The sequence below is a fragment of the Nocardia sp. KT25-26 genome (genome assembly GCF_056627695.1).
The window spans coordinates 90,881-110,098 of record NZ_CM152813.1; the positions used below are offsets into that span (position 1 = coordinate 90,881).

The 19,218-nt window shown below is 68.3% G+C and carries 16 protein-coding genes; 7 read left to right on the forward strand and 9 right to left on the reverse strand.

From position 1 onward, the window contains the following. Positions 1-274: 274 nt before the first annotated feature. Complete coding sequence (locus tag AC1HFH_RS00415) at positions 275-1,189, reverse strand: GlxA family transcriptional regulator (RefSeq protein WP_480247989.1); 915 nt, start codon at positions 1,187-1,189, stop codon at positions 275-277. 148 nt (positions 1,190-1,337) lie between these two features. Here AC1HFH_RS00415 and AC1HFH_RS00420 point away from each other — a divergent pair, with 148 nt between their 5' ends. Further along, positions 1,338-2,138 (forward strand): HD domain-containing protein, encoded by an 801-nt coding sequence (locus AC1HFH_RS00420; protein ID WP_480245435.1) that lies wholly within the window; start codon positions 1,338-1,340, stop codon positions 2,136-2,138. A 124-nt stretch (positions 2,139-2,262) separates the two neighbouring features. On the opposite strand, the gene AC1HFH_RS00425 is transcribed toward AC1HFH_RS00420, so the two are convergent. Further along, positions 2,263-2,763, reverse strand: a complete 501-nt coding sequence (locus AC1HFH_RS00425; protein ID WP_480245436.1) for a type II toxin-antitoxin system VapC family toxin — start codon at positions 2,761-2,763, stop codon at positions 2,263-2,265. Beyond that, entirely contained in the window at positions 2,750-2,968 is a 219-nt protein-coding gene (locus tag AC1HFH_RS00430) for a hypothetical protein (protein WP_480245437.1), read from the reverse strand. The genes AC1HFH_RS00425 and AC1HFH_RS00430 overlap by 14 nt, the downstream gene beginning before the upstream one ends. A gap of 123 nt (positions 2,969-3,091) precedes the next feature. On the opposite strand from AC1HFH_RS00430, the gene AC1HFH_RS00435 reads away from it, so the two are divergent. Beyond that, entirely contained in the window at positions 3,092-3,361 is a 270-nt protein-coding gene (locus AC1HFH_RS00435) for a hypothetical protein (protein WP_480245438.1), read from the forward strand. A gap of 39 nt (positions 3,362-3,400) precedes the next feature. Here the strand turns inward: AC1HFH_RS00435 and AC1HFH_RS00440 are convergent, their stop codons facing one another. From AC1HFH_RS00440 to trmB, 3 genes are read right to left on the reverse strand one after another with little or no spacing between them, the layout of a single operon-like run. Continuing rightward, positions 3,401-7,303: an MMPL family transporter gene (locus AC1HFH_RS00440; RefSeq protein WP_480245439.1), complete on the reverse strand. Its 3,903-nt coding sequence runs from the start codon at positions 7,301-7,303 to the stop codon at positions 3,401-3,403. After that, the gene (locus AC1HFH_RS00445) at positions 7,303-8,001 is read right to left on the reverse strand and encodes an NYN domain-containing protein (protein ID WP_480245440.1); all 699 of its coding nucleotides are present in this window, start codon (positions 7,999-8,001) and stop codon (positions 7,303-7,305) included. Before AC1HFH_RS00445 ends, AC1HFH_RS00440 begins: the two co-directional genes overlap by 1 nt. Continuing rightward, positions 7,998-8,840: a tRNA (guanosine(46)-N7)-methyltransferase TrmB gene (gene trmB / locus AC1HFH_RS00450; protein ID WP_480245441.1), complete on the reverse strand. Its 843-nt coding sequence runs from the start codon at positions 8,838-8,840 to the stop codon at positions 7,998-8,000. Before trmB ends, AC1HFH_RS00445 begins: the two co-directional genes overlap by 4 nt. A gap of 91 nt (positions 8,841-8,931) precedes the next feature. On the opposite strand from trmB, the gene AC1HFH_RS00455 reads away from it, so the two are divergent. From AC1HFH_RS00455 to AC1HFH_RS00465, 3 genes are all read left to right on the forward strand, one after another. Further along, the gene (locus tag AC1HFH_RS00455) at positions 8,932-10,053 is read left to right on the forward strand and encodes a hypothetical protein (RefSeq protein WP_480245442.1); all 1,122 of its coding nucleotides are present in this window, start codon (positions 8,932-8,934) and stop codon (positions 10,051-10,053) included. After that, entirely contained in the window at positions 10,040-11,551 is a 1,512-nt protein-coding gene (locus AC1HFH_RS00460) for a hypothetical protein (RefSeq protein WP_480245443.1), read from the forward strand. The genes AC1HFH_RS00455 and AC1HFH_RS00460 overlap by 14 nt, the downstream gene beginning before the upstream one ends. A 215-nt stretch (positions 11,552-11,766) precedes the next feature. Then, entirely contained in the window at positions 11,767-13,599 is a 1,833-nt protein-coding gene (locus AC1HFH_RS00465; protein WP_480245444.1) for a phosphoenolpyruvate carboxykinase (GTP), read from the forward strand. Positions 13,600-13,759: 160 nt separating this feature from the next. Here AC1HFH_RS00465 and AC1HFH_RS00470 read toward each other — a convergent pair whose 3' ends face one another. From AC1HFH_RS00470 to AC1HFH_RS00480, 3 genes are all read right to left on the reverse strand, one after another. After that, a complete protein-coding gene (locus tag AC1HFH_RS00470; protein WP_480245445.1) occupies positions 13,760-14,452 on the reverse strand; it encodes a DUF1707 SHOCT-like domain-containing protein in 693 nt (230 codons plus the stop codon). A gap of 273 nt (positions 14,453-14,725) precedes the next feature. Further along, positions 14,726-15,118, reverse strand: a complete 393-nt coding sequence (locus AC1HFH_RS00475) for a hypothetical protein (protein WP_480245446.1) — start codon at positions 15,116-15,118, stop codon at positions 14,726-14,728. 167 nt (positions 15,119-15,285) lie between these two features. Continuing rightward, the gene (locus AC1HFH_RS00480) at positions 15,286-16,536 is read right to left on the reverse strand and encodes an AI-2E family transporter (RefSeq protein ID WP_480245447.1); all 1,251 of its coding nucleotides are present in this window, start codon (positions 16,534-16,536) and stop codon (positions 15,286-15,288) included. A 72-nt stretch (positions 16,537-16,608) separates the two neighbouring features. On the opposite strand from AC1HFH_RS00480, the gene AC1HFH_RS00485 reads away from it, so the two are divergent. Both AC1HFH_RS00485 and AC1HFH_RS00490 read left to right on the forward strand, forming a co-directional pair. After that, positions 16,609-18,129 (forward strand): adenylate/guanylate cyclase domain-containing protein, encoded by a 1,521-nt coding sequence (locus AC1HFH_RS00485; protein ID WP_480247990.1) that lies wholly within the window; start codon positions 16,609-16,611, stop codon positions 18,127-18,129. 5 nt (positions 18,130-18,134) lie between these two features. Further along, positions 18,135-19,214, forward strand: a complete 1,080-nt coding sequence (locus AC1HFH_RS00490; protein ID WP_480245448.1) for a lysylphosphatidylglycerol synthase transmembrane domain-containing protein — start codon at positions 18,135-18,137, stop codon at positions 19,212-19,214. Positions 19,215-19,218 lie beyond the last annotated feature (4 nt).

Sequence of the window (19,218 nt, forward strand, 5' to 3'; positions counted from 1 at the left end):
GGCAACGCGTCCACCGGAAGACGAAACAGAGCAGTCCGGTCGCCGGCCACATGCAGGATCGAACCTTCGATCTGCTGGCAGGATAAGGGAAGTCTGCGCTGCTGCGGGGCACGACGCACGGGTTCCGCCGAGGTCATAACGGCCGGCGCAGACGCCTGGTCACCGGAACCAGCAGTACCGCTGATCGGCGGTACGAAAACCGAGCCCGACCGGACCGCGTGACACCACGCGACGACGAAGTGCCGGGCCACGGTTTCAACCGCGCCGAACGCGTTCAGTGCCGTAGTCGCCGCCGATACGCCGCCGGGGTCAGGCCGGTCACCTCCCGGATTCGGGCGCGCAGCGCCGTGACACTGCCGAACCCGGCCTTCGCGGCGAGCGTCTCGACCGGAAGGTCGGTCGTCTCCAGGAGCTCACGTGCCCGGTTCACCCGCTGCGCATCCAGCCAGGCGCCCGGTGTGGTGCCGACCTCGGCCTTGAACCGGCGGATGAAAGTGCGTTCGCTCATCGCAGCGTGCCGGGCCAGCGCCGGAACTCCGTCGGCCGTCTGTGGATTCGCCACCGCCCAGGCCAGGGTCGCCGCCAGGCCACGAGCCCGCCCGAAGGCCGGCGCAGCCGATGGAATGTATTGCGCCTGGCCCCCTTCCCGATGCGGCGGCACCACATTCCAGCGGGCCAGCTCGGCCGCTGCGGCGGCGCCCAGCTCCCGGCGCACGATGTGCAGGCACAGGTCGAGTCCCGCGGAGAGTCCCGCCGAGGTCAGCACGTCGCCGTCGTCGATGTACAGCGCGGCCGGATCCAGCCGCACCGCAGGAAACATCCGGGCGAAGTCCGCGCAGTAGGCCCAGTGCGTGGTGGCCGGGCGCCCGTCGAGCAGTCCCGCCTGCGCCAGCACGAAGGCGCCCACGCAGATGCTCACCATCGTCGCCCCGCGCTCGGCTGCCGCCCGCAAGGCGGCGGCAACGGCATCGGGCACCGGCCAGGTCGGCACGCCGACCCCGGGCACCACCACCAGATCGGCATCGTCGAGCGCGGACAGGCCGTGCTCGACCTGCAGGCCGAAACCGTTCGGAGTCCACACCGTCCCCGGCGCGATCCCGCAGGTGATCATCTCGAATCCGCCCGGTTCCCCGGTGTGCCCGGGTGCGTGCCGGAAGGCCTGGACCGCACAGGTCAGGTCGTAGGTCATCACGCCGTCCAGCGCGAGTGCCACCACCTTCTTCACACACCGATTCTGGCATGAATCCGCGCAAAGTCGGCATACATGCCACTGGTCGGGACCGGCCCGCAGGCAACAGACTCGACCGCACACCCGAAGAACCCCGAAGGAGCCCACGATGAACGCACATCCGGACCGCACCCAGGCACCGGCAGCCGGGCCCGAGCACCGGGCACCCGCGGGGCTGGACCGGACGTGGGCCTTCGAGACCACCGGCCGGCTCAGCACCCGGCAGCGCGCCGCCCTCGTGCCCGAGCTCGGCCGGATGATGGCGACATTCGCCCCGGACCGGATCCGGCTCGCCCTGGGCCGGCGCGGCACCGGCGGTTTCCCCTTCGCCGGGGTCCGCCTGCCCGACACCTCGTTGGCGAAGAGCGCCGAGGACGCTGCCCGCGGTGCACTTTCCGACGCCGTCCTCGAGCATTCCTTCCGGACCTATTTCTTCGGCCGCGCCCTGGCCGCACTGGACGGCGCCGAATACGATGACGAAATCGCCTACGTCTCCTGCCTTTTACACGATATGGAGCTGGAAAACCCTGTCGCCGGACAGTGTTTCGCCGTACGCGGCGGGGAGTTCGCCACCGATTTCACCCTGCACAACGGCGCCACCCCGCAACAAGCGGAAACCATCGGTGCCGCAATCGCCGCCCACATCACTCCAGGAGTCGCCGAGAACTTGTCCGACCCAGGCGGTTTCGTTTCCGCCGGAGCATGCGTAGACGTCATCGGCGCCCGACTGGCCGACCTCGACCCGAACTGGGTCGCCGAACTACTCGACCGCCACCCCCGCCACAACTGCAAGCAAACCCTGACCGCCGCGTTCGCCGCCGAGTCCGCCGCGGCCCCGGACAGCCGCACCCGCTGGCTGGTCCGCACCGGATTCCTCACCCTGATGAAGCTGGCCCCGTTCGACGAGTAGCCACCGCCGGCACCGACAGAACTGCGTCGCCGCTATGCGCTTGCCGAGGTCGTCGGGCGGTATTCACTCACCGTATCGGCCTGGATCCGGGGCCACACCGCAGCCGGGGCCGCAGCCGACCGGTCTATCGGAGCGCACGCTGCCTGCATTCGGGCCGCAAGTGCGGCCGCCTGCCAGGCCGGGTCGGCTTGCTCGCGCTATGCCCGGCTACGAACTCACGGCAGTAGCGTGAATGCCGAGGTGTGCCTGGGACGCACTGCGCGGAAATGCCGCACATCCAACGTGGCAACCTCTTGCAACTCGAGCCGTTCGGCGACAGCGACAACCGACGCATCCGCGACTCCCAGCGGGATCCTGCGTACTGCCGCATCAGCTCGCCCATCCGATTCAGATCCGCAACGTCGATTGCCACCTGGTCGAGATCTCCGGCTGCGATTGCTTCGATCAACATGACCTCGGCGTCCGCGCTTACCCGACGCTGGAGCAGGTAGCAAGCTTCGGTCACGACATAGGGCGTGACCAGCAGTGCGTCTGTGCGTGACTCGATGAGTTCGACACAGTACGGGTGGTCCGGGTCGTTTCGGTTCAGATAGGCGAGCAGGGGACCGGTATCAACGATCAGCATCGCGGTCGATATCGTCACGAATGACCGAACGAGCACGCGCACCGAGATCTGTTGCCGGGCCGTCGATCGGCCGCAATACGCGGAACCGGCGGCGTTCCTGGCCTCCGACCAGGCGCAGTGCATGCCGACGGAGCTCATCTGCCTGATCCGGGCTCAGGCGGTCGACGAGCTCATGCAGATCCTCGTAGTTGTGGGCTGCGGTCACACGTCACATTCTAGTACCGTCGCGGCATTGCGCGACATATGCCGAGGAACGACGCGCCACCACCGGAGCTGCACAGCACTCGTCCTGCTACCCACCTCCGTCCGCCCCGAATGGGAGGCATTCATGACCACCAGCATCCGCAACTACGAGTTCCGCAGCGACTTCGCACGGAAATACATCGCCGAAGGTGAAGCACGTGGACTCGCCAAGGGAGAGGCACGTGGGCTCGCTGAGGGGGAGGCCAAGTCGATCCTCACCATCCTCGACGCGCGCGGCATCGGCGTAACCGGCGAGGTCCGCGACCGGATCCTCGGATGCACCGACTCCGATCAGCTCCTGAAATGGCTGCGCCTGACCGTCGAGGTCGACAGCGCAGAGGAACTGCTCGCCTGAGGGCCGGATGGGCCGCGGAGTGCGGCGCACCCCTGCGGCCTACCGATCCTCCTCGGATTCGTTGCGGCGCAGCAGTTCGTTCACGCTGACCGTGCGGCCCTCGGCGCCGTGGTGGCGGTTCTCGTCGGCGCGGGTGACATTGCGGCGGGCGGAGCGGAGTTCGGCCATCCAGTTCTCGATGCTGCTGCGGTGGTCGGCGGCGGATTCATCGGAACGGCTGCCGGCAGGTTCGGCCGGGGTGTGATCCGAAGGCGCCGGTTCCGGGGAACGGGCCGGTGTGGGAATCGGGGTGAACCCGGGCGGGGCCTCTTGCGGAGCAGGGGTGAACCCGGCTGCCGGTCCTTCACCGATCGCGTCCCGGTGGCCACCTTCCGACACCGGGCCGACGTCCGATGCGGGGGCTCGGGTCTCGTTCGGTGCCGGCGACGACACGTCCGACGGTCCGGGCTCGGCGCCCGGAGCCGGGGCCGAGCTGTACCGATCCGAGGTCTGCGTGCCGGAGGGATCCGACAGCGATGCGCCGAATGCTCCGGCGGCAGCGGGGTCTGCCGTTCCCGGTGCCGCGGATCCGGCCTCGGAGCCGAAGCCCGACTGCGGGTCGATGCCCGGCTGCGAGTCGGGCGTCGGCAACGTGCCGGACTCGGTGTGGTTCGACGGCGTATCCGGGGTGGTTCGGTCGCCACGGGTGAGATCCCCGGCGCCGCGCGGCTCGATGTCCGGGCGGGAATCCAGTGCCGGCCAGTCGACCGGCGAAGCCGAGCCGTTCATTCGGCCGTCCGGGTTCGGTTCGGGCGTAGCGGTACCCCGTTCGGCCGCGACCGCACCCGGATTCTCCGAGCCGGCGCGCGGGCCCGATACCGATTCGGCACCGAACAATCGCGGCGGCGCAGCCGCACCGCTCGCCGGCGGAGCTTCCGTGGCGAGCGGATCGGCCGGCGCCGACACCACACCGGTTCTGGGCAGGTCCGGCTCCTCCGATCGGGTGTGCGGCTCCGGCACCGGCTCTGCATCGGACAAACGATCCGGCGCAACCGCACTGTTCTCCGGCGAAACCTCGGTGGCCGCCGGATGATCCGCCGTCACCGGCGCGTCCACGCCGGGCAGATCCGGCAGCGAGAGGCCGGAATCCGCGGTGCCGTCCCCCGGCTCCTCCGGCCGTTCGGCCGGCTCGGTCGAGACCGCCGGCCTTCCGGGTACGGAGACAGCCGGGATGTCCACCATGGTCTCGGCGAGCAGCGTCGCCATCGCCGAATCCGAACCGACCCGATCGGTGACACCGGGATCGTCGCCGTCCGGCTTCGGTTCCGGAAGGCGAGGCGGCACTGACCGGTCTCGCGATTCGCCGGAATCGCCGGACGTGAGCCCGGTGCCGGGACCAGGACGCGACGTGTCCGGGGTGACCACCGGCAGCAGCTGGGTGGCCTCGGAATCCAGCTCCCGGTCGGGCGGGCCCGGCGGCGGGTACACGGGGTCGTGGTCCGCGGATTCGGGGTTCGTGGATTCGGGGTCTGCGACATCCGGCGTGCCGCTTTCCAGCATCGAGGCACGTGGCCGGGTCGGATCCGGCGACTGCACCATCCGCGGCCGAGGCGGGGCCGTCGACTCGTCGGTCGCGGTATCGGTGACCTTGTCCAAATGCTGAGTGGGCGCCTCGGCTTCGATCTCCTCGACGGTCCGCGGCCGGCGCGGGCTGCGAGCGAGCTTGCCTTCCGCCATTGCCGGCATCTTCATCGTGACCGGATCGGTGACCGGCGTGGTCTTCACCAGGTCGACGACATCACCACCGTCCGGGCGCTCGTCGTCGAGGATCGGCTCGCCGAGGCCGATCTTCTCCTGGATCCGCTTCATCCACTTGGGCGCCCACCAGCAGTCGTCCCCGAGCAGTTTCATGGTGGCCGGGACGAGCAGCATCCGCAGAATCGTCGCGTCGATGATCAGTGCCGCGATCATGCCGTAGGCGATGTACTGCATCATCACCAGATCGGAGAACGCGAACGCACCGGTCACCACGAGCAGGATCAAGGCTGCGGCGGTGATGATCCGGCCGGTGTGCGCGGTTCCGGCCCGCACGGCTTCGGTCGTACTGGCACCGCGGCTGCGTGCCTCCACCATGCGGGAGAGGAGGAACACCTCGTAGTCGGTGGACAGGCCGTAGATGATCGCGATGATCAGCACCAGCACCGGCGAGGAGATCGGCTGTGGGGTGAAGTTGAGCAGCCCGGAACCGTGACCGTCGATGAAGATCAGCGTGAGAATGCCCAGGGTGGAACCCAGGCCGAGCGCGCTCATCAGGGCCGCCTTGATCGGCAGGACCAGCGAGCCGAAGGTGAGGAACATCAGCAGCGTGGTCACCAATAGCACCACGGCTACCATCAGCGGCAGCCGGTCCAGCAGCGCGGAAACGCTGTCCTTCTCGATCGCCGCCATTCCACCGACATACATGTCCACGTCGTCCGGGATGTCCATCGACCGGAGGTAGTCAATCGTGACGTCAGCCTCGTCCGGATTCGCCAGTGGGGCGGAAGTCCGGAACACCGTGCCGTCCTTCGGCGATTCCGACGGAATGCCGAAGTCCTGGACCAGACCAGGGGCTTCCTTCGCCAGCTTCCAGGTATCACCCACCGCGGTGGTGTTGTCCGAGACGAAAACCAACTGGACCGCATCGGTCCGATGCTGCGGGAACAGTTCGTCGAAGTGTTGCTGCGCCAATCGCGTCGGATTGTCCGGAGGCAGATACGTCTCACTGAGTCCGCCGAAAGCGAGATTGCGCACCGGGATGATCAGCAGCAACAGCCCGATGGTGATCGGCACAGCGATCTTCAACGGGTGTTTCATCACCCACTGCGTGGTTCGGCCCCAGAAGCCGTTCTCGATTTCCTCGGCCGTCTTGGTCTTGCGGAACCGTTTGATGCCGAGCATGTCCACCCGCGGCCCGAGCACGCCGAGCATGGCGGGCAGAATGGTGATCGATAGCAGCGCGGCCAGGCTGACCGTGGCGATCGTGCCGTAGGCGACGGACTTCAGGAAGCCTTGCGGGAACAGCAGCATACCGCCGAGGCTGGCGATGATCATGGTGGCCGAGAACACGACTGTCCGGCCGGCGGTCATAACCGATCGACGCACCGCCGCACCGGTCGAATAGCCTTCGGCGAGCTCTTCGCGGAATCGGCTCACGATGAACAGGCCGTAGTCGATGGCCAAGCCGAGGCCGATCATCGAGACCACACTGGTGACGAATGAGGTCACCTCTACGAAGTTTGTCAGCGCCATCACGATGCCGTTCGCAGCAATGACGGTGAGCCCACCTACGACCAAAGGCAAAGATGCCGCTACGACACCACCGAAGATCAAGAACAGCAGGACCGCGACCGCCGGGAGAGCGATCACCTCCATGCGCTTGATGTCATGGTCCATCGTGTCGAAGAGTGTGACCGACACCGGTTGCAGGCCCGCCACCTCCATGTCCACCCCGGGGATGGTGAATTCGTCAGCCACCGCCCGGTAGTTGCGGAGCATCTCGGTGTCGTTGTCGCCTTCGATCGCGAGGCTGACGAAGGCGTGTTTTTTGTCGGGGGTGCTCAGCTGCCCCTGACCGGCCGCCGTCTGCCAGTAGCCGACATTGATCCCGGTGACTTCGGGATTCTCCGCGACGATGCGGTCGATCGACTCCGTTACCGTGGCACTGAACTCGGGATCATCGATGGTCTTGCCCTCGGGCGCGTTGAACAGCAGCACCACATCACTCATGTGGTCGCGTCCGAAATTTGCATCCGAGATCTGCGCGGCACGAGCCGAGTCCGAGTTCGGATCATCCCACCCGCTGGGACTGAGATGCTCCCCCAGACCTAGCCCGTAGCCGCCCATTGCCAGCATGGCAGCGCCGACGATACCGATGACGGCGAAGCGGAACTTGTAGACCAGATCGCCCCAGCGGGTGAACACTAAGCGACTCCTTGCGCTGAGCGAGAAGTGAGCAGCGCCGACAGCGGCCGGAACGGCTGCAGCCAGGCGCCCTCGTCGGGCAGCGAATCGAGGCTCACCCGCGGCAGCGGTTCCCGGAACACGCCCGGAATATCCTCGAGATCGACGAAGTCGAGGGTATCGGATGTGACGGCCCAGCTCGCGTGCTCACGGAAGCCGAGTACCTGAACCGGAACTCCTCCGGCGGCGATGTCCTCCAGCGGTTCCCGGAACGCCTGACCGTCGGCGGACGCGACCATGATTCCGGCCAGCCCGCCGTTGTAACGGCGCAGTTCGATGTGATCGAGCATATCGGCGTCGACATCGGAGTCGTCGTCGATCTTCGGCTTGGCGAAGACCGCGAAACCGACGTTGCGCAGCGCCTCCACCCACGGCCGGACCACATCGGCGGTGCCCGGGGCGATATTGGTGAACACCGTGGCCTCCGGCTCCACCCGGTCCCGGCTGCCGGCGGACAGTTCCGCGGTCCGGGTCAGCAGCCAGCGGCCCAGCGCGTCGAAACGCGGCCGGTAGGCGGCAGTGGGACGCCCGCCGAGGATCGCACCCAGGCCCATATCCAGGTTCGGGGCGTCCCAGACCAGCAGGACGCGCCGCACCCCGGGGCTCTGCACCCCCTGGGCAACATCGGTCACCTCTTGGGCGATCTCACTGATGCTCATTCCTCGATCTTCCCCCATATGAGCTCGGCAATGTCGCTTCCGGCGCGATGTGCCTTGCCTTCGAATTTGGTCACGGGCCGTTCGAACCCGATCGGCGCGTCCGCCCGGTGCTCCGCGGACACCCCGCCGGTGGCCTCGTTCAGGCCGGTCAGCAGCGGTTCGGCGGTGCCGACCTCGAGGATGTGCTCGGCATAGTCGGCGTGGTCGGTGGCGACATGCAGCACACCGCCGGGCCGCAGGCGATTCGCGATCAGCGCGACGGTCTCCGGCTGCAGCAGGCGGCGCTTGTGGTGGCGAGCCTTGGGCCACGGGTCCGGAAAGAACACCCGAACCCCGGTCAGCGACCCGGGAGCAACCATGTTCTCCAGCACGTCGACGGCGTCACCGCGCAGCAGCCGGATATTGCCGATCTCCTCGCGCTCGATGCGCTGCACCAGCTGCGCGAGCCCGGGCTGGTACACCTCGATACCGATCAGGTTCAGGTGCGGCTCGGCCTGCGCCATCGCCGCGGTGGCGGTGCCGGTTCCGCAGCCGATCTCGATCACCAGCGGCGCGCTGCGACCGAACCAGGCGTCGGCGTCCAGCGGTTCGTCCGCGACCGTCCGCCCGATCGTCGGCCACATCCGCTCCCAGGCGCCCTGCTGGTTGGGCGTGAGGGCACCGCGCCGCGAGCGGAAGCTGGTGACGCGGGGATACAGCCGGGAGCCGGTGGTCGAGCGGCGACCCGCCTCGTTCGGTATTTCGGAGCGTTTCGGGCGGGCCGGGGCTGTGGACGCCCGCCCCGGAACCGACTCGACAGGGTGGTTGACGGCGTCGTTCACGCTTCCATTGTCCAGCACGCGGCGAATTACGCACCAAAGGGTCGACCACACCGATGTCCCCCGAGTGGCGGACATGACAGAATTGCCGCTCGGAAAGGGGGTGCGCAGCGTGTCCAGAGCCACCGAAATGCCGCGGGGCGCCGAATCGGTTCCACCGAACGAACTCGACCGGCTGGACCGGTTGATCGGCGAGCTGCAATCCGGCAACGATGCGGATCCGGCGATCGGAGCGCGAGTGGCGGCCGCCGTGCAGCGCTGGCGGCAGCCGCCGCGAATCCAGATCACCGGACGCGCGCGCAGCGGGCGCAGCGCAGTGCTGCATGCGCTGGCCCTGCTGTCGGCGGTGGAGACCGGGCCGGTCGATGCGCCGGACCAGCCGGAACCGGTGCTGGACGGCGATATCGTCGTCTACGTCCTGGCCGGACCACCGCAACCGGCCGACCGCCGCATCCTGGCCGGACTCGCGCCGGAGCGCACCGTCCTGGTGCTGAACAAGGCCGATGCGGTGGGCGCACGCTGGAGCGAGGCGGTGGCCGCGGCCGAACAGTACCGGCGTGAGCTGGGCCTGGTGACGCTGCCCGTGGTGGCCTCGCTGGCCACCCGGACCCGGGCGGGCGGGTTCGACGACGACGATCTGACCGTGCTGCGGGCGGTGGCGGCATCCGGTGACACCTCGGCCACCCTGTCCGCCGATCTGTTCACCGGCCCCGACCGGCTCCCGGAGCGGGAGCGGGCGCTGCAGCGCTGGGACCTGTACGGCGTCGACTGCGCGGTCACGGCGCTGCGTCACGACCCGGACCTCACCGGTCCGGCGCTGGTCCAGATCCTGCATGCGGCCAGCGGTATCGATGCACTGCACGGACTGCTGCACCGCCGCTACGAACAGGTCGGCGCCCGGCGCGGTGGTGAACTGCTCGACGAACTGACCCGGCTGTCGGCGCGCGCCCAGCCCACCGCCGGGCGCGCCACTGCCCTGCTCGACGACTACCTCGCCGGTGACGATGCGGTCTGGCTCGGCCTGCTCGCCGGCCTGGCCTGCCCCGAAGTCGCCCATCTCGCAGCCGGCTATCCGCGCGCCGCTCCGGCGGATGCGGACGAGGCACTGTCCCGGGCGACCCGATGGCGGGCAGTGGTCTCCAGCGATATGCCACCCGCCGCCCGCCGCGCCGCGCTGCGCGTGCACCACGGATATGTTCGCTGCTGGGAGCGGATGAGCGGTGCCGGACTCTGAATCGGCGCCGCAGGATCGGGGCCCGGCCACCGGTCCTGCGGCGCCGCGACCTGAGCACCCCGCAGCACAACTACCCGAGGACGCCGTCGCCGTGGTGCAACGCTGGCACCCGCAGGGCAGCGCACTGCTGCGGGCACTGGACAGTGGCGGGGCCCGACGGATCGTGCGGGTGTACGCGCCGGACGATGTGAACACCACCCTGTTGCGGACCGAGCTGGCCCGATTCGAACCACGGCTGCCGATGTCGGACCCGGAGTCCGGCGCGGTGCCGGGCTGTGCCCTGGTGGTGTGCGACGCCGGCAGCGTACTCGGCCGCGACATCCTCGACCTGCTCGAACGCCTGTATTCCGACGGGCACCGGATCGTGGTCGCGATGAACGGCATCCACGCGCATCAGGACTGGCCGGCGGTCCGGCGCCGCAACGAGGAACTGCTGAACGGGCGCGGCCTGGCCGGGGTGACCCTGCACGCGGTGTCCGCCCGGCTGGCGGCGGCCGGACGCGCCGCCGGCGATTCGGTACTCCTGGACCGCTCCGGACTGGCGGCCCTGCAGGCCGATCTGACTGCTGCGGTGGGCAGCGGGCCGGTCACGGGCAGCCGGGACGCAGTGCTGGCCCGGGTGGTCACGGAGACCCGGGAGCGGATCACCGAACAGATGGCCGAACTGCGCTCCGATGCCGAAGTCGACCGGTTGCGCGCCGAGCGCACGGTACTGCTGGCGAACCGGGACGGCGGGCGGGCGACCGCCCTGGCCGCATTGCGCAGTCAGGTGCAGCTGGCCCGGGTGGATCTGCTGAGCGAGGCGGGTGTCCGGGTCCGGGCGCTGAACACCGCCGCCCGCGCCGATATCGACCAGCTGCGGCGCGCCGAGATGGCCGGCTATCCGGACCGGCTGCAGCAGGCCGTGACCATGCTGACCGGGGAACTCGACCTGATGACCGGGCAGCGGCTGGCCGATCTGAACCGCCGGTTCGAGTCGGTCCCGGCCGCCGAGCATCGACCGGCCCTGGCCCCGGATGTCGGCCCCGGGCCGGAACCGCGGCGGCGAGGTGTCGAAGATCACGTCATGATCGTGATCGGCGCATCGGCCGGAGTCGGCCTGGGCCGGCTGGCGGTTGCACCGCTGTCGCTGGTGCCCGCCCTGGACGTCGCCAGTGTGCCGATCGCATTGACCCTGGGCGCCGGTGCAGCGGCCTGGGTGGTCCGGGCGCGCGGCCAGCTGAGCCGGCGCAACCATCTGTCCCGATGGGCCGGCGAGGCCCTGGTCGATGTCAAGGCGCAACTGGAGCAGCGGATCGCTACCGCACTGGTCGACGCCGAATCCGAACTCTCGGCACATGTGGTGCGCACCGCGACCGAACGGGCCGTGACCGTCGACCGGCAAGCCGCGGAGCTGGAACGCCGGTTGCGGCGGATAGCCACCGAGCGGCCCGGCCGACTCGCGGCCTGTGCGCGGGACGCGGAGATCCTGGACCGGGTGGCCGAACCGGCCGGGTAGTTTGTCACCGGAGACGAGCCCGGTTCTGTGCGGGCGGGCAGATAGCGTTAACCTCTAACCAGGAACCTGGGCGTCCGCTCCGTGTCGGTCTCTTGCACGGCCTCCGTCCATGTGCGGCTCTGTACGCCGTCCAGCGGGGGTCGGTGGGTGGCCGTCGAAGTGGGCGCCGACCCGGCCAACGGTGGCGAAGAACCGCCCACTTCAGGAGAGTTTTTATGACCTCAGCGACCATTCCTGGTCTTCGCGGATCCGACGGCAAGGCGCCGACCGAGCATCAAGCACTGCTCGACTGGGTGCAGGAAGTCGCGGAGCTCACCCAGCCGGATCGGGTCGTGTGGGCGGACGGTTCCGATGCGGAGTGGGACCGCCTGACCACCCAGCTGGTCGAGGCCGGCACCTTCAAGAAGCTGGACGAGAAGAAGAAGCCGAACTCCTTCCTGGCGCTCTCCGATCCCTCCGACGTCGCCCGGGTCGAGTCGCGTACCTACATCTGCTCGAAGACCGAGGCCGATGCCGGTCCGACCAACAACTGGGTCGACCCGGACGAGATGCGTGCCACCATGACCGAGCTGTACCGCGGCTCGATGAAGGGCCGCACCATGTACGTGGTGCCGTTCTGCATGGGCCCGCTCGGCGCCGAGGACCCGAAGCTGGGCGTCGAGATCACCGATTCCGAGTACGTCGTCGTCTCGATGCGCGTCATGACCCGGATGGGCCAGGCCGCACTGGACAAGATGGGCACCGACCGCCCGTTCGTCAAGGCACTGCATTCGGTGGGCGCGCCACTGGCCGAGGGCCAGGCCGATGTGCCGTGGCCGTGCAACGACACCAAGTACATCACCCACTTCCCGGAGGACCGCGAGATCTGGTCCTACGGCTCCGGCTACGGCGGCAACGCACTGCTCGGCAAGAAGTGCTACTCGCTGCGTATCGCCTCGGCGATGGCGCACGACGAGGGCTGGCTGGCCGAGCACATGCTGATCCTCAAGCTGATCTCGCCCGAGGGCAAGAACTACTACATCGCCGCCGCATTCCCGAGCGCCTGCGGTAAGACCAACCTGGCGATGATCCAGCCGACCGTGCCGGGCTGGCGGGCCGAGACCCTGGGCGACGACATCGCCTGGATGCGCTTCGGCAAGGACGGCCGGCTGTACGCGGTGAACCCGGAGTTCGGTTTCTTCGGTGTCGCACCGGGCACCAACCACAACTCCAACCCGAACGCCATGGCCACCATGGAAAAGGGCAACACCGTCTACACCAATGTCGCGCTGACCGACGACAACGACGTCTGGTGGGAGGGCCTGGAGGGCGAGCCCGACCATCTGGTCGATTGGAAGGGCAACGATTGGTACCTCCGCGAGACGGAGACCCTCGCGGCGCACCCGAACTCCCGTTACTGCACCCCGATGTCGCAGTGCCCGATCCTGGCACCGGAATGGGACGACCCGCAGGGCGTGCCGATCTCGGCGATCCTGTTCGGTGGCCGCCGCGACAGCACGGTGCCGCTGGTGAACGAATCGTTCGGCTGGCAGCACGGTGTGTTCATGGGCGCCACCATGTCCTCGGAGCAGACCGCCGCCGCAGAGGGCAAGGTCGGTTCGGTCCGCCGCGACCCGATGGCGATGCTGCCGTTCATGGGCTACCACGTCGGTGACTACATCAACCACTGGGTGAACATCGGCAAGGATGCCGACGAATCCAAGCTGCCGAAGATCTTCTACGTCAACTGGTTCCGCCGGGACGAGAACCGCCGCTTCCTGTGGCCCGGATTCGGCGAGAACTCGCGTGTGCTGGAGTGGATCGTCGACCGCATCGAGGGCCGGGGCGCCGCGCAGGCCACCCCGATCGGCAACGTGCCGACCGCTGCCGACCTCGATCTCGAGGGCCTCGACGTCGACCTCGCCGACGTGGACAAGGCGCTGTCCGTGAACGCCGAGGAATGGAAAGCCGAGCTGCCGCTCATCGAGGAGTGGTTCGAGTTCATCGGCGACAAGCTGCCCTCCGGCGTCCGTGACGAATTCGATGCCCTGAAGCAGCGACTGGGCTGACCCGGACTGTCGAACTGCCCGCGCGATACGTATCGCGCGGGCAGTTCCCGTTTCAGCGGAACAAGGACTTGCCGTATTCGGACAACCACGACGCAAAAAGCGTCTACTCGTGCCGGATCTGGCCGAAGGTGTCCGAAAACGGCAGGTCTGCGAGGGACGTTCAGTAGCCGAGCAACCGGCGCCAGTGGGTGCCGATCGGGTGCTTGGCCGTGACCGAACCGAAGCGGAGGCGGCCGTGGACGACGATGTGCAGCGGACCCATCGGTGGTCCGCTGCGCACCTTGTTGCTGATACTCGACCCGACCAGGTCGATGCGGTCCAGATCGACGGTGGCGGCGCCGGGGACGACCAGGGTCAGCGAGGTGCAGTAGTCGTCCATCCGCACCTCGACCACCTGGGTTTCCATGATCGCCTCGGTGAAATCGAGCGTCACCGTGGACATCACGTTGTTCAGCCGCAACGCGGGCGGAACGTGCCAGCGACCCTTGCGGGTGACGTTGGACATCCGGCTCCGGATCACCCCGGCCGAGGCCGCAGCGACCTTCGGCGGCACTGCGAACCGGGGCGGCTGCGGCGGCGGGGGCTGGGCCGGTCCGGCGACCCGCATTCCGGGCAGGTCGACCAGCACCGTGTTCAGTTCACCCCGGGTCTTGGCAGCCAGGGCGGTATCCATCCGTTCGGTGAACTCCCCCAGCGAGAGCATGCCCAGGCCGACCGCACGTTGCAGCAACCGGCCGACATGCTCACGTTCGGCATCCGAGACCCGCAGATCCCGGTCACCGACCGGCGCCGCGGCGTGCTGCCGGGCCGTTCCCGCGGGGTCACCTTCGGCAAGAGATTCGGGACCACCCATACTTCGAGAGTAGCGAGCGCCCGCCGCCCGCGGCATCAGGGCAAACCCCTATTCCCGGTCATTCCAGCCCTGCCGGGTCCACCCCGTCCGCCGTAGCGGACACCGTGAAACCGAATCAGGTCGGACCGCGGAAGACTTCCGTCCGCCACATCGGGTGGTCGTCTCCCAGCATCACTGTGCTCGGCCGCTCCGTCATCGCCACCACCTCGTCCACTCGGGTACCCACCCTCGGCGGGCGCGGCGACAACGGAGCGCCGGATCATGCCGGGAGGGTCACTCCTCGCAGTTCGCCTGCACGTGCGCCGAGATGTTGTTCGTCGCCTTGCCCAGGTCGTCGGAGATCTGCTGGCTCTCCTCGGCCTGCCGACTCAGGTCCTCCAGCGAACCCGGGTCGGACGGATCCGGCATGCTGCCGGACATTTCGTTGAGCTTCTCCATCGAGTCGGCGTAGGTCTCCCAGTCCGACTTGATGTCGGAGGGCGCCACCGCGGCGACCTCACGCGCCTCGGCCACGATGTCCGGCGACGACGTGTTCGACGCCATGCTGATATCCCCCATATCGGCAACGGCATCGCAGTAGGCGGAGTTGGATTCGCTGTCGCCGCAGCCGGCGAGCACGGCAGCGCCGAGCGCGAAGGTGGCAATGGCAGTGGCGGTACGCTTCACGAGCAGGACCCTTCTGTTCGAGATGACTCATTTGCCGGATTTCCGACGGGGGCACTCTAGCCGATCGATCCCCGCCCGAGTCGATCGGAATGCGGAATTCCCATTCGGTACCGGTATCCGGGCCGGTCCGCAAATCCGCGGTACCGCGCAGGGATTCGATGCGCCGCTCAGCTGGATTCGGCATCGCCGGGTCCGGGACGGTCGCTGCTGCGTTCCTCCTTGCGCAGCATCCGGGCCAGATCGAAGCGGGCGGGGTCGGGCCGGTCCGGGGCGGCCGAATACAACCGGCGGTCCTCCCCCGTCTGCAGCTCCTCGACCATCTCCTCCGGACTGTCGGCGAGCAGATAGCGGATCATCGTGTTGGCCACCGCTACGGCCGGCACCGCCAGCAGGGCACCCGCGATGCCACCGACCACCAGTCCCGCGGTGATCGCGAGCACCACCGCCAGCGGATGGATGCTCACCGCCCGGCCGAGCAGCAGCGGCTGCAGCACATGGCTCTCCAGCTGCATCACCGCGATGATGATCCCCAGCACGATCAGCGCCGTCACCAGCCCCTTGGTGACCAGCGCGATGAAGACCGCGACGAACCCGGCCACGAACGCACCGATGATCGGGATGAACGCACTGATGAAGACCAGCGAAGCCAACGGCAGGGCCAGCGGCACCCCGAGGATGGCCAGACCGGCACCGATGCCGATGGCATCCACTGCCGCCACCGCGACCGTGGCCCGGACGAACCCGACCAGCGTGCCGAACCCCAGCTCACCCGCGGTGCGCACCTTCTCCCGGTGCGCGGTCGGAACCAGCCGAGTGACGAAATTCCAGATCTGGTCGCCGCCGTAGAGGAAGAAGATCAGGATGAACAGCGTCAGGAACGTGCCGGTGAGGATGTGCCCGATCGCGGTCGCGGTGGTCAGCGCGCCACTGGTGACACTGTCCTGGTTGTCCTGAATGGTCTGCACGATCGTGTCACCGGCATTGCGGATCTGTTCATCGCTCAGATGCAACGGACCGTCGATGAGCCAGTCCTGGATCCATTCGACACTCGCGGTGAACTCGTTGGACAGCGAGGGCACACCAGCCACGAACTGCTCCACCACGAAGGTCAGGATCCCGGCGACCACGCCGATCGAGCCGACCAGCGCAACGAACACGCCCATCGGCCGCGGGATGCCCACCCGCTGCAACCAGTCGACCAGCGGCGCCAGCAGCGCCGCCGCCAGCAACGCGATCGCCACCGGGATCACCACCGTGGCGAACTTCTGCACCACCATGGCGACCGCGATCAACGCCGCGAAGATGACGAGCAGCCGCCACGACCACGCCGCCGCCTTCCGGACCAGCGGATGAACGGCGGCAGCGTCGGAATGCCGGAACGATCCCGGACCCACGGAATCGATCTTCGTCTCGGTCACCTTCGGAAGCCTATCGGCTCGAACGCTAGATTGGTGGTCGTGTCGGCGCCACTGGAAGCGGTCAAACAGACCATGCGAACGCGCTGGCCGCTGTATCTCACGTCGATGCTGCTGGCCAACGCCTTCGGTGCGATGCTGGTGTGGGCATTCATCCAGTACGGCCTGCCCGCGCCGGAGGGACAGCAGAACGGGGTACGTCAGGCCGGATTGCTGGCTCCGCTGCTGGTGTTCTGCACCGCGGCGGTGTTCAGTGTCGGCGCGTCGGCGCTGATGCTGCGCCCGGTGATGCGCTGGCAGATGCGCGGCGGGCCGCCGAACAAGCAGGAGCAGATGGCCGCCCTGCACGCGCCGCTGCGGCAGGCGATCCTGCATCTGGTGCTCTGGATCGTCGGCGGCGGCATCCTGGCCGGCCTGGTCATCGTGGAATCGCCGGAGTTGGCCTTCGCGGTGGTCGTCACCGAATGTATGGCGGCCACCATCGTGTTCGGGTTCACCTACATGCTCGGTGAGCGCATTCTCCGGCCGGTGGCCGCCGAGGCGCTGACCGAAGGCACCTTCGACGAGACGCTCACGCCCGGCGTGGGTACCCGAATGGCGATGACCTGGGGGATGGGCACCTTCGCGCCGACCATCGCCATCGTGCTGCTCTGCGTGACGCAGATCTCCACCGATGTCAATTTCTCGGCGAATTCGCTGGCGATCTCGATCGTGCTGCTCTGCGGGGTGGTGATCATGCAGGCGCTGGCGCTGTCCATGCTCACCGGTTCGAGCATCTCCGATCCGATCCAGCAGCTCACCCAGGCCGTCGACCGGGTGCAGGCCGGTGCCCGGGATGTCCAGGTGGAGGTGTTCGACGGCAGTGAGATCGGCCTGCTGCAGGTCGGCTTCAACCGGATGATGGAGGAGGCGGACAAGCGCCGCAAACTGCAGGAGCTGTTCGGTCAGCACGTCGGCGAGGATGTCGCCCGGCGGGCCCTGGCCTACGGCACCGAACTGGGCGGCGAGACGCGATTCGTGGCGGTACTGTTCGTCGATATGGTCGGTTCCACCGCCACCGCCGCGGAACGCCCGCCCACCGAAGTGGTGAGCCTGCTCAACGAGTTCTTCCGGGTGGTGGTCGACGTGATCGACCGGCACCACGGGTTCGTCAACAAGTTCGTCGGCGATGCCGCGCTGGCGATCTTCGGCGCACCACTGGACCGTCCCGACGCCCCGACCGCCGCCCTGGCCGCGGCCCGCGAGCTGCGTACCGCACTGCGCGCGGTGCCCGGCCTGGACATCGGGATCGGCGTTTCGGCCGGGCTGGCGGTGGCCGGCAACATCGGTGGCGCCAACCGGTTCGAGTACACCGTGATCGGCGACCCGGTGAACGAGGCGTCCCGGCTGACCGAACTGGCCAAGGACCGGCCCGGCCGGGTCCTGGCCTCCGGCAGTGCACTGTACTTCGCCGACGAGGACGAACAGGAGCACTGGCAGACCGGTGACGAGGTCCAGCTACGCGGCCGGCGCCGCAAGACCCGGCTCGCCTGGCCGCACTCCGGCGAGTCCGCGGCCGATGCGCCGGACTCCGAACAAGCCCGTTCGTTAGGCTGATCGGCGTGACGGAGCGCCTCGACCAGGCCGACGAGCAACCGGCTCGCCGGACCGGTCGTCGGCGATTCCGCTGGATCACCTGGGTGCTGGGTGCAGCGCTGCTGGCCCTGCTGATCGGCGAGGGCGCCTATCTGTGGCCGCGGCTGCACGAATCCTGGCAGAAGCTCACCGAGATCCACTGGGGCTGGCTGTTCGTCTGCATCTGGCTGCAGGCACTGTCGATGAGCGGCTTCGGCCGGGTGCAGAAGCAGCTGTTGCACGCCGGCGGCGTAGCGGTCACCCAGCGCCGATCGGTCTCGGTCGTCTACGGTGCGACCGCCATGGCACTGACCCTGCCGGCCGGGCAGGTGTTCTCCACGACCTTCACCTACCGGCAGACCCGCCGCTGGGGCGCGAGCCCGGCGGTGGCGTCCTGGCAGCTGGTGTTCTCCGGTGCGGTCGCCGCCGCCGGCCTGGCCGCGCTGGGGATCGGCGGTGCCGTCCTGGTCGGCAACGGGATCGGGATAAAACTCATCGCCTCCCTGGTGATGATGACGGTGCTGATCGTCGCCGGGGTCTACCTGGCCCGGCGTCCGGGCACCCTGGAACTGGTACTGCGGCGGGTGGTCGGCCGGATCAACCGGATCCGGAAGAAGCCGGCCGACCACGCCATGAACAAGATCGCCGAGATCCGTGATCAGCTCGAATCGGTGGAGCTGGGCCGCCGGGACGGCATCATGGTCGCCTGCTGGGCGGCCGTGCACCGACTCGCCGACGTCGCCTGCCTCGGTGCCGCCTGCTATGCCGTCGGGGCCGATCCGAAGCTCTCGGGGTTGTTGATCGCGTTCACCGCCGGCAAGGCAGTCGGATCCATCCCGTTCGCACCCGGCGGAATCGTCTATGTGGACGCGACCCTGATCTACGGCCTGACCGCCGGTGCCGGGCTGCCGGCCGCCCAGGCGGTGGCCGCGGCATTCGTCTACCGGCTGGTCAGCTTCGTCCTGGTGGCGATCGTCGGCTGGATCGTCTTCGCCTTCCTGTTCCGCACCCCGCAGGCGGACGACGCCGAATACACGAAGGAATTCGAGCAGCGCCGGGTGCAATAGCAGC

Coding starts and splice junctions, on each gene's coding strand:
- AC1HFH_RS00415 (WP_480247989.1), bottom strand. CDS start 1,189: ATGACCTACGACCTGACCTGTGCGGTCCAGGCCTTCCGGCACGCACCC.
- AC1HFH_RS00420 (WP_480245435.1), top strand. CDS start 1,338: ATGAACGCACATCCGGACCGCACCCAGGCACCGGCAGCCGGGCCCGAG.
- AC1HFH_RS00425 (WP_480245436.1), bottom strand. CDS start 2,763: ATGCTGATCGTTGATACCGGTCCCCTGCTCGCCTATCTGAACCGAAAC.
- AC1HFH_RS00435 (WP_480245438.1), top strand. CDS start 3,092: ATGACCACCAGCATCCGCAACTACGAGTTCCGCAGCGACTTCGCACGG.
- AC1HFH_RS00445 (WP_480245440.1), bottom strand. CDS start 8,001: ATGAGCATCAGTGAGATCGCCCAAGAGGTGACCGATGTTGCCCAGGGG.
- AC1HFH_RS00465 (WP_480245444.1), top strand. CDS start 11,767: ATGACCTCAGCGACCATTCCTGGTCTTCGCGGATCCGACGGCAAGGCG.
- AC1HFH_RS00470 (WP_480245445.1), bottom strand. CDS start 14,452: ATGGGTGGTCCCGAATCTCTTGCCGAAGGTGACCCCGCGGGAACGGCC.
- AC1HFH_RS00485 (WP_480247990.1), top strand. CDS start 16,609: ATGCGAACGCGCTGGCCGCTGTATCTCACGTCGATGCTGCTGGCCAAC.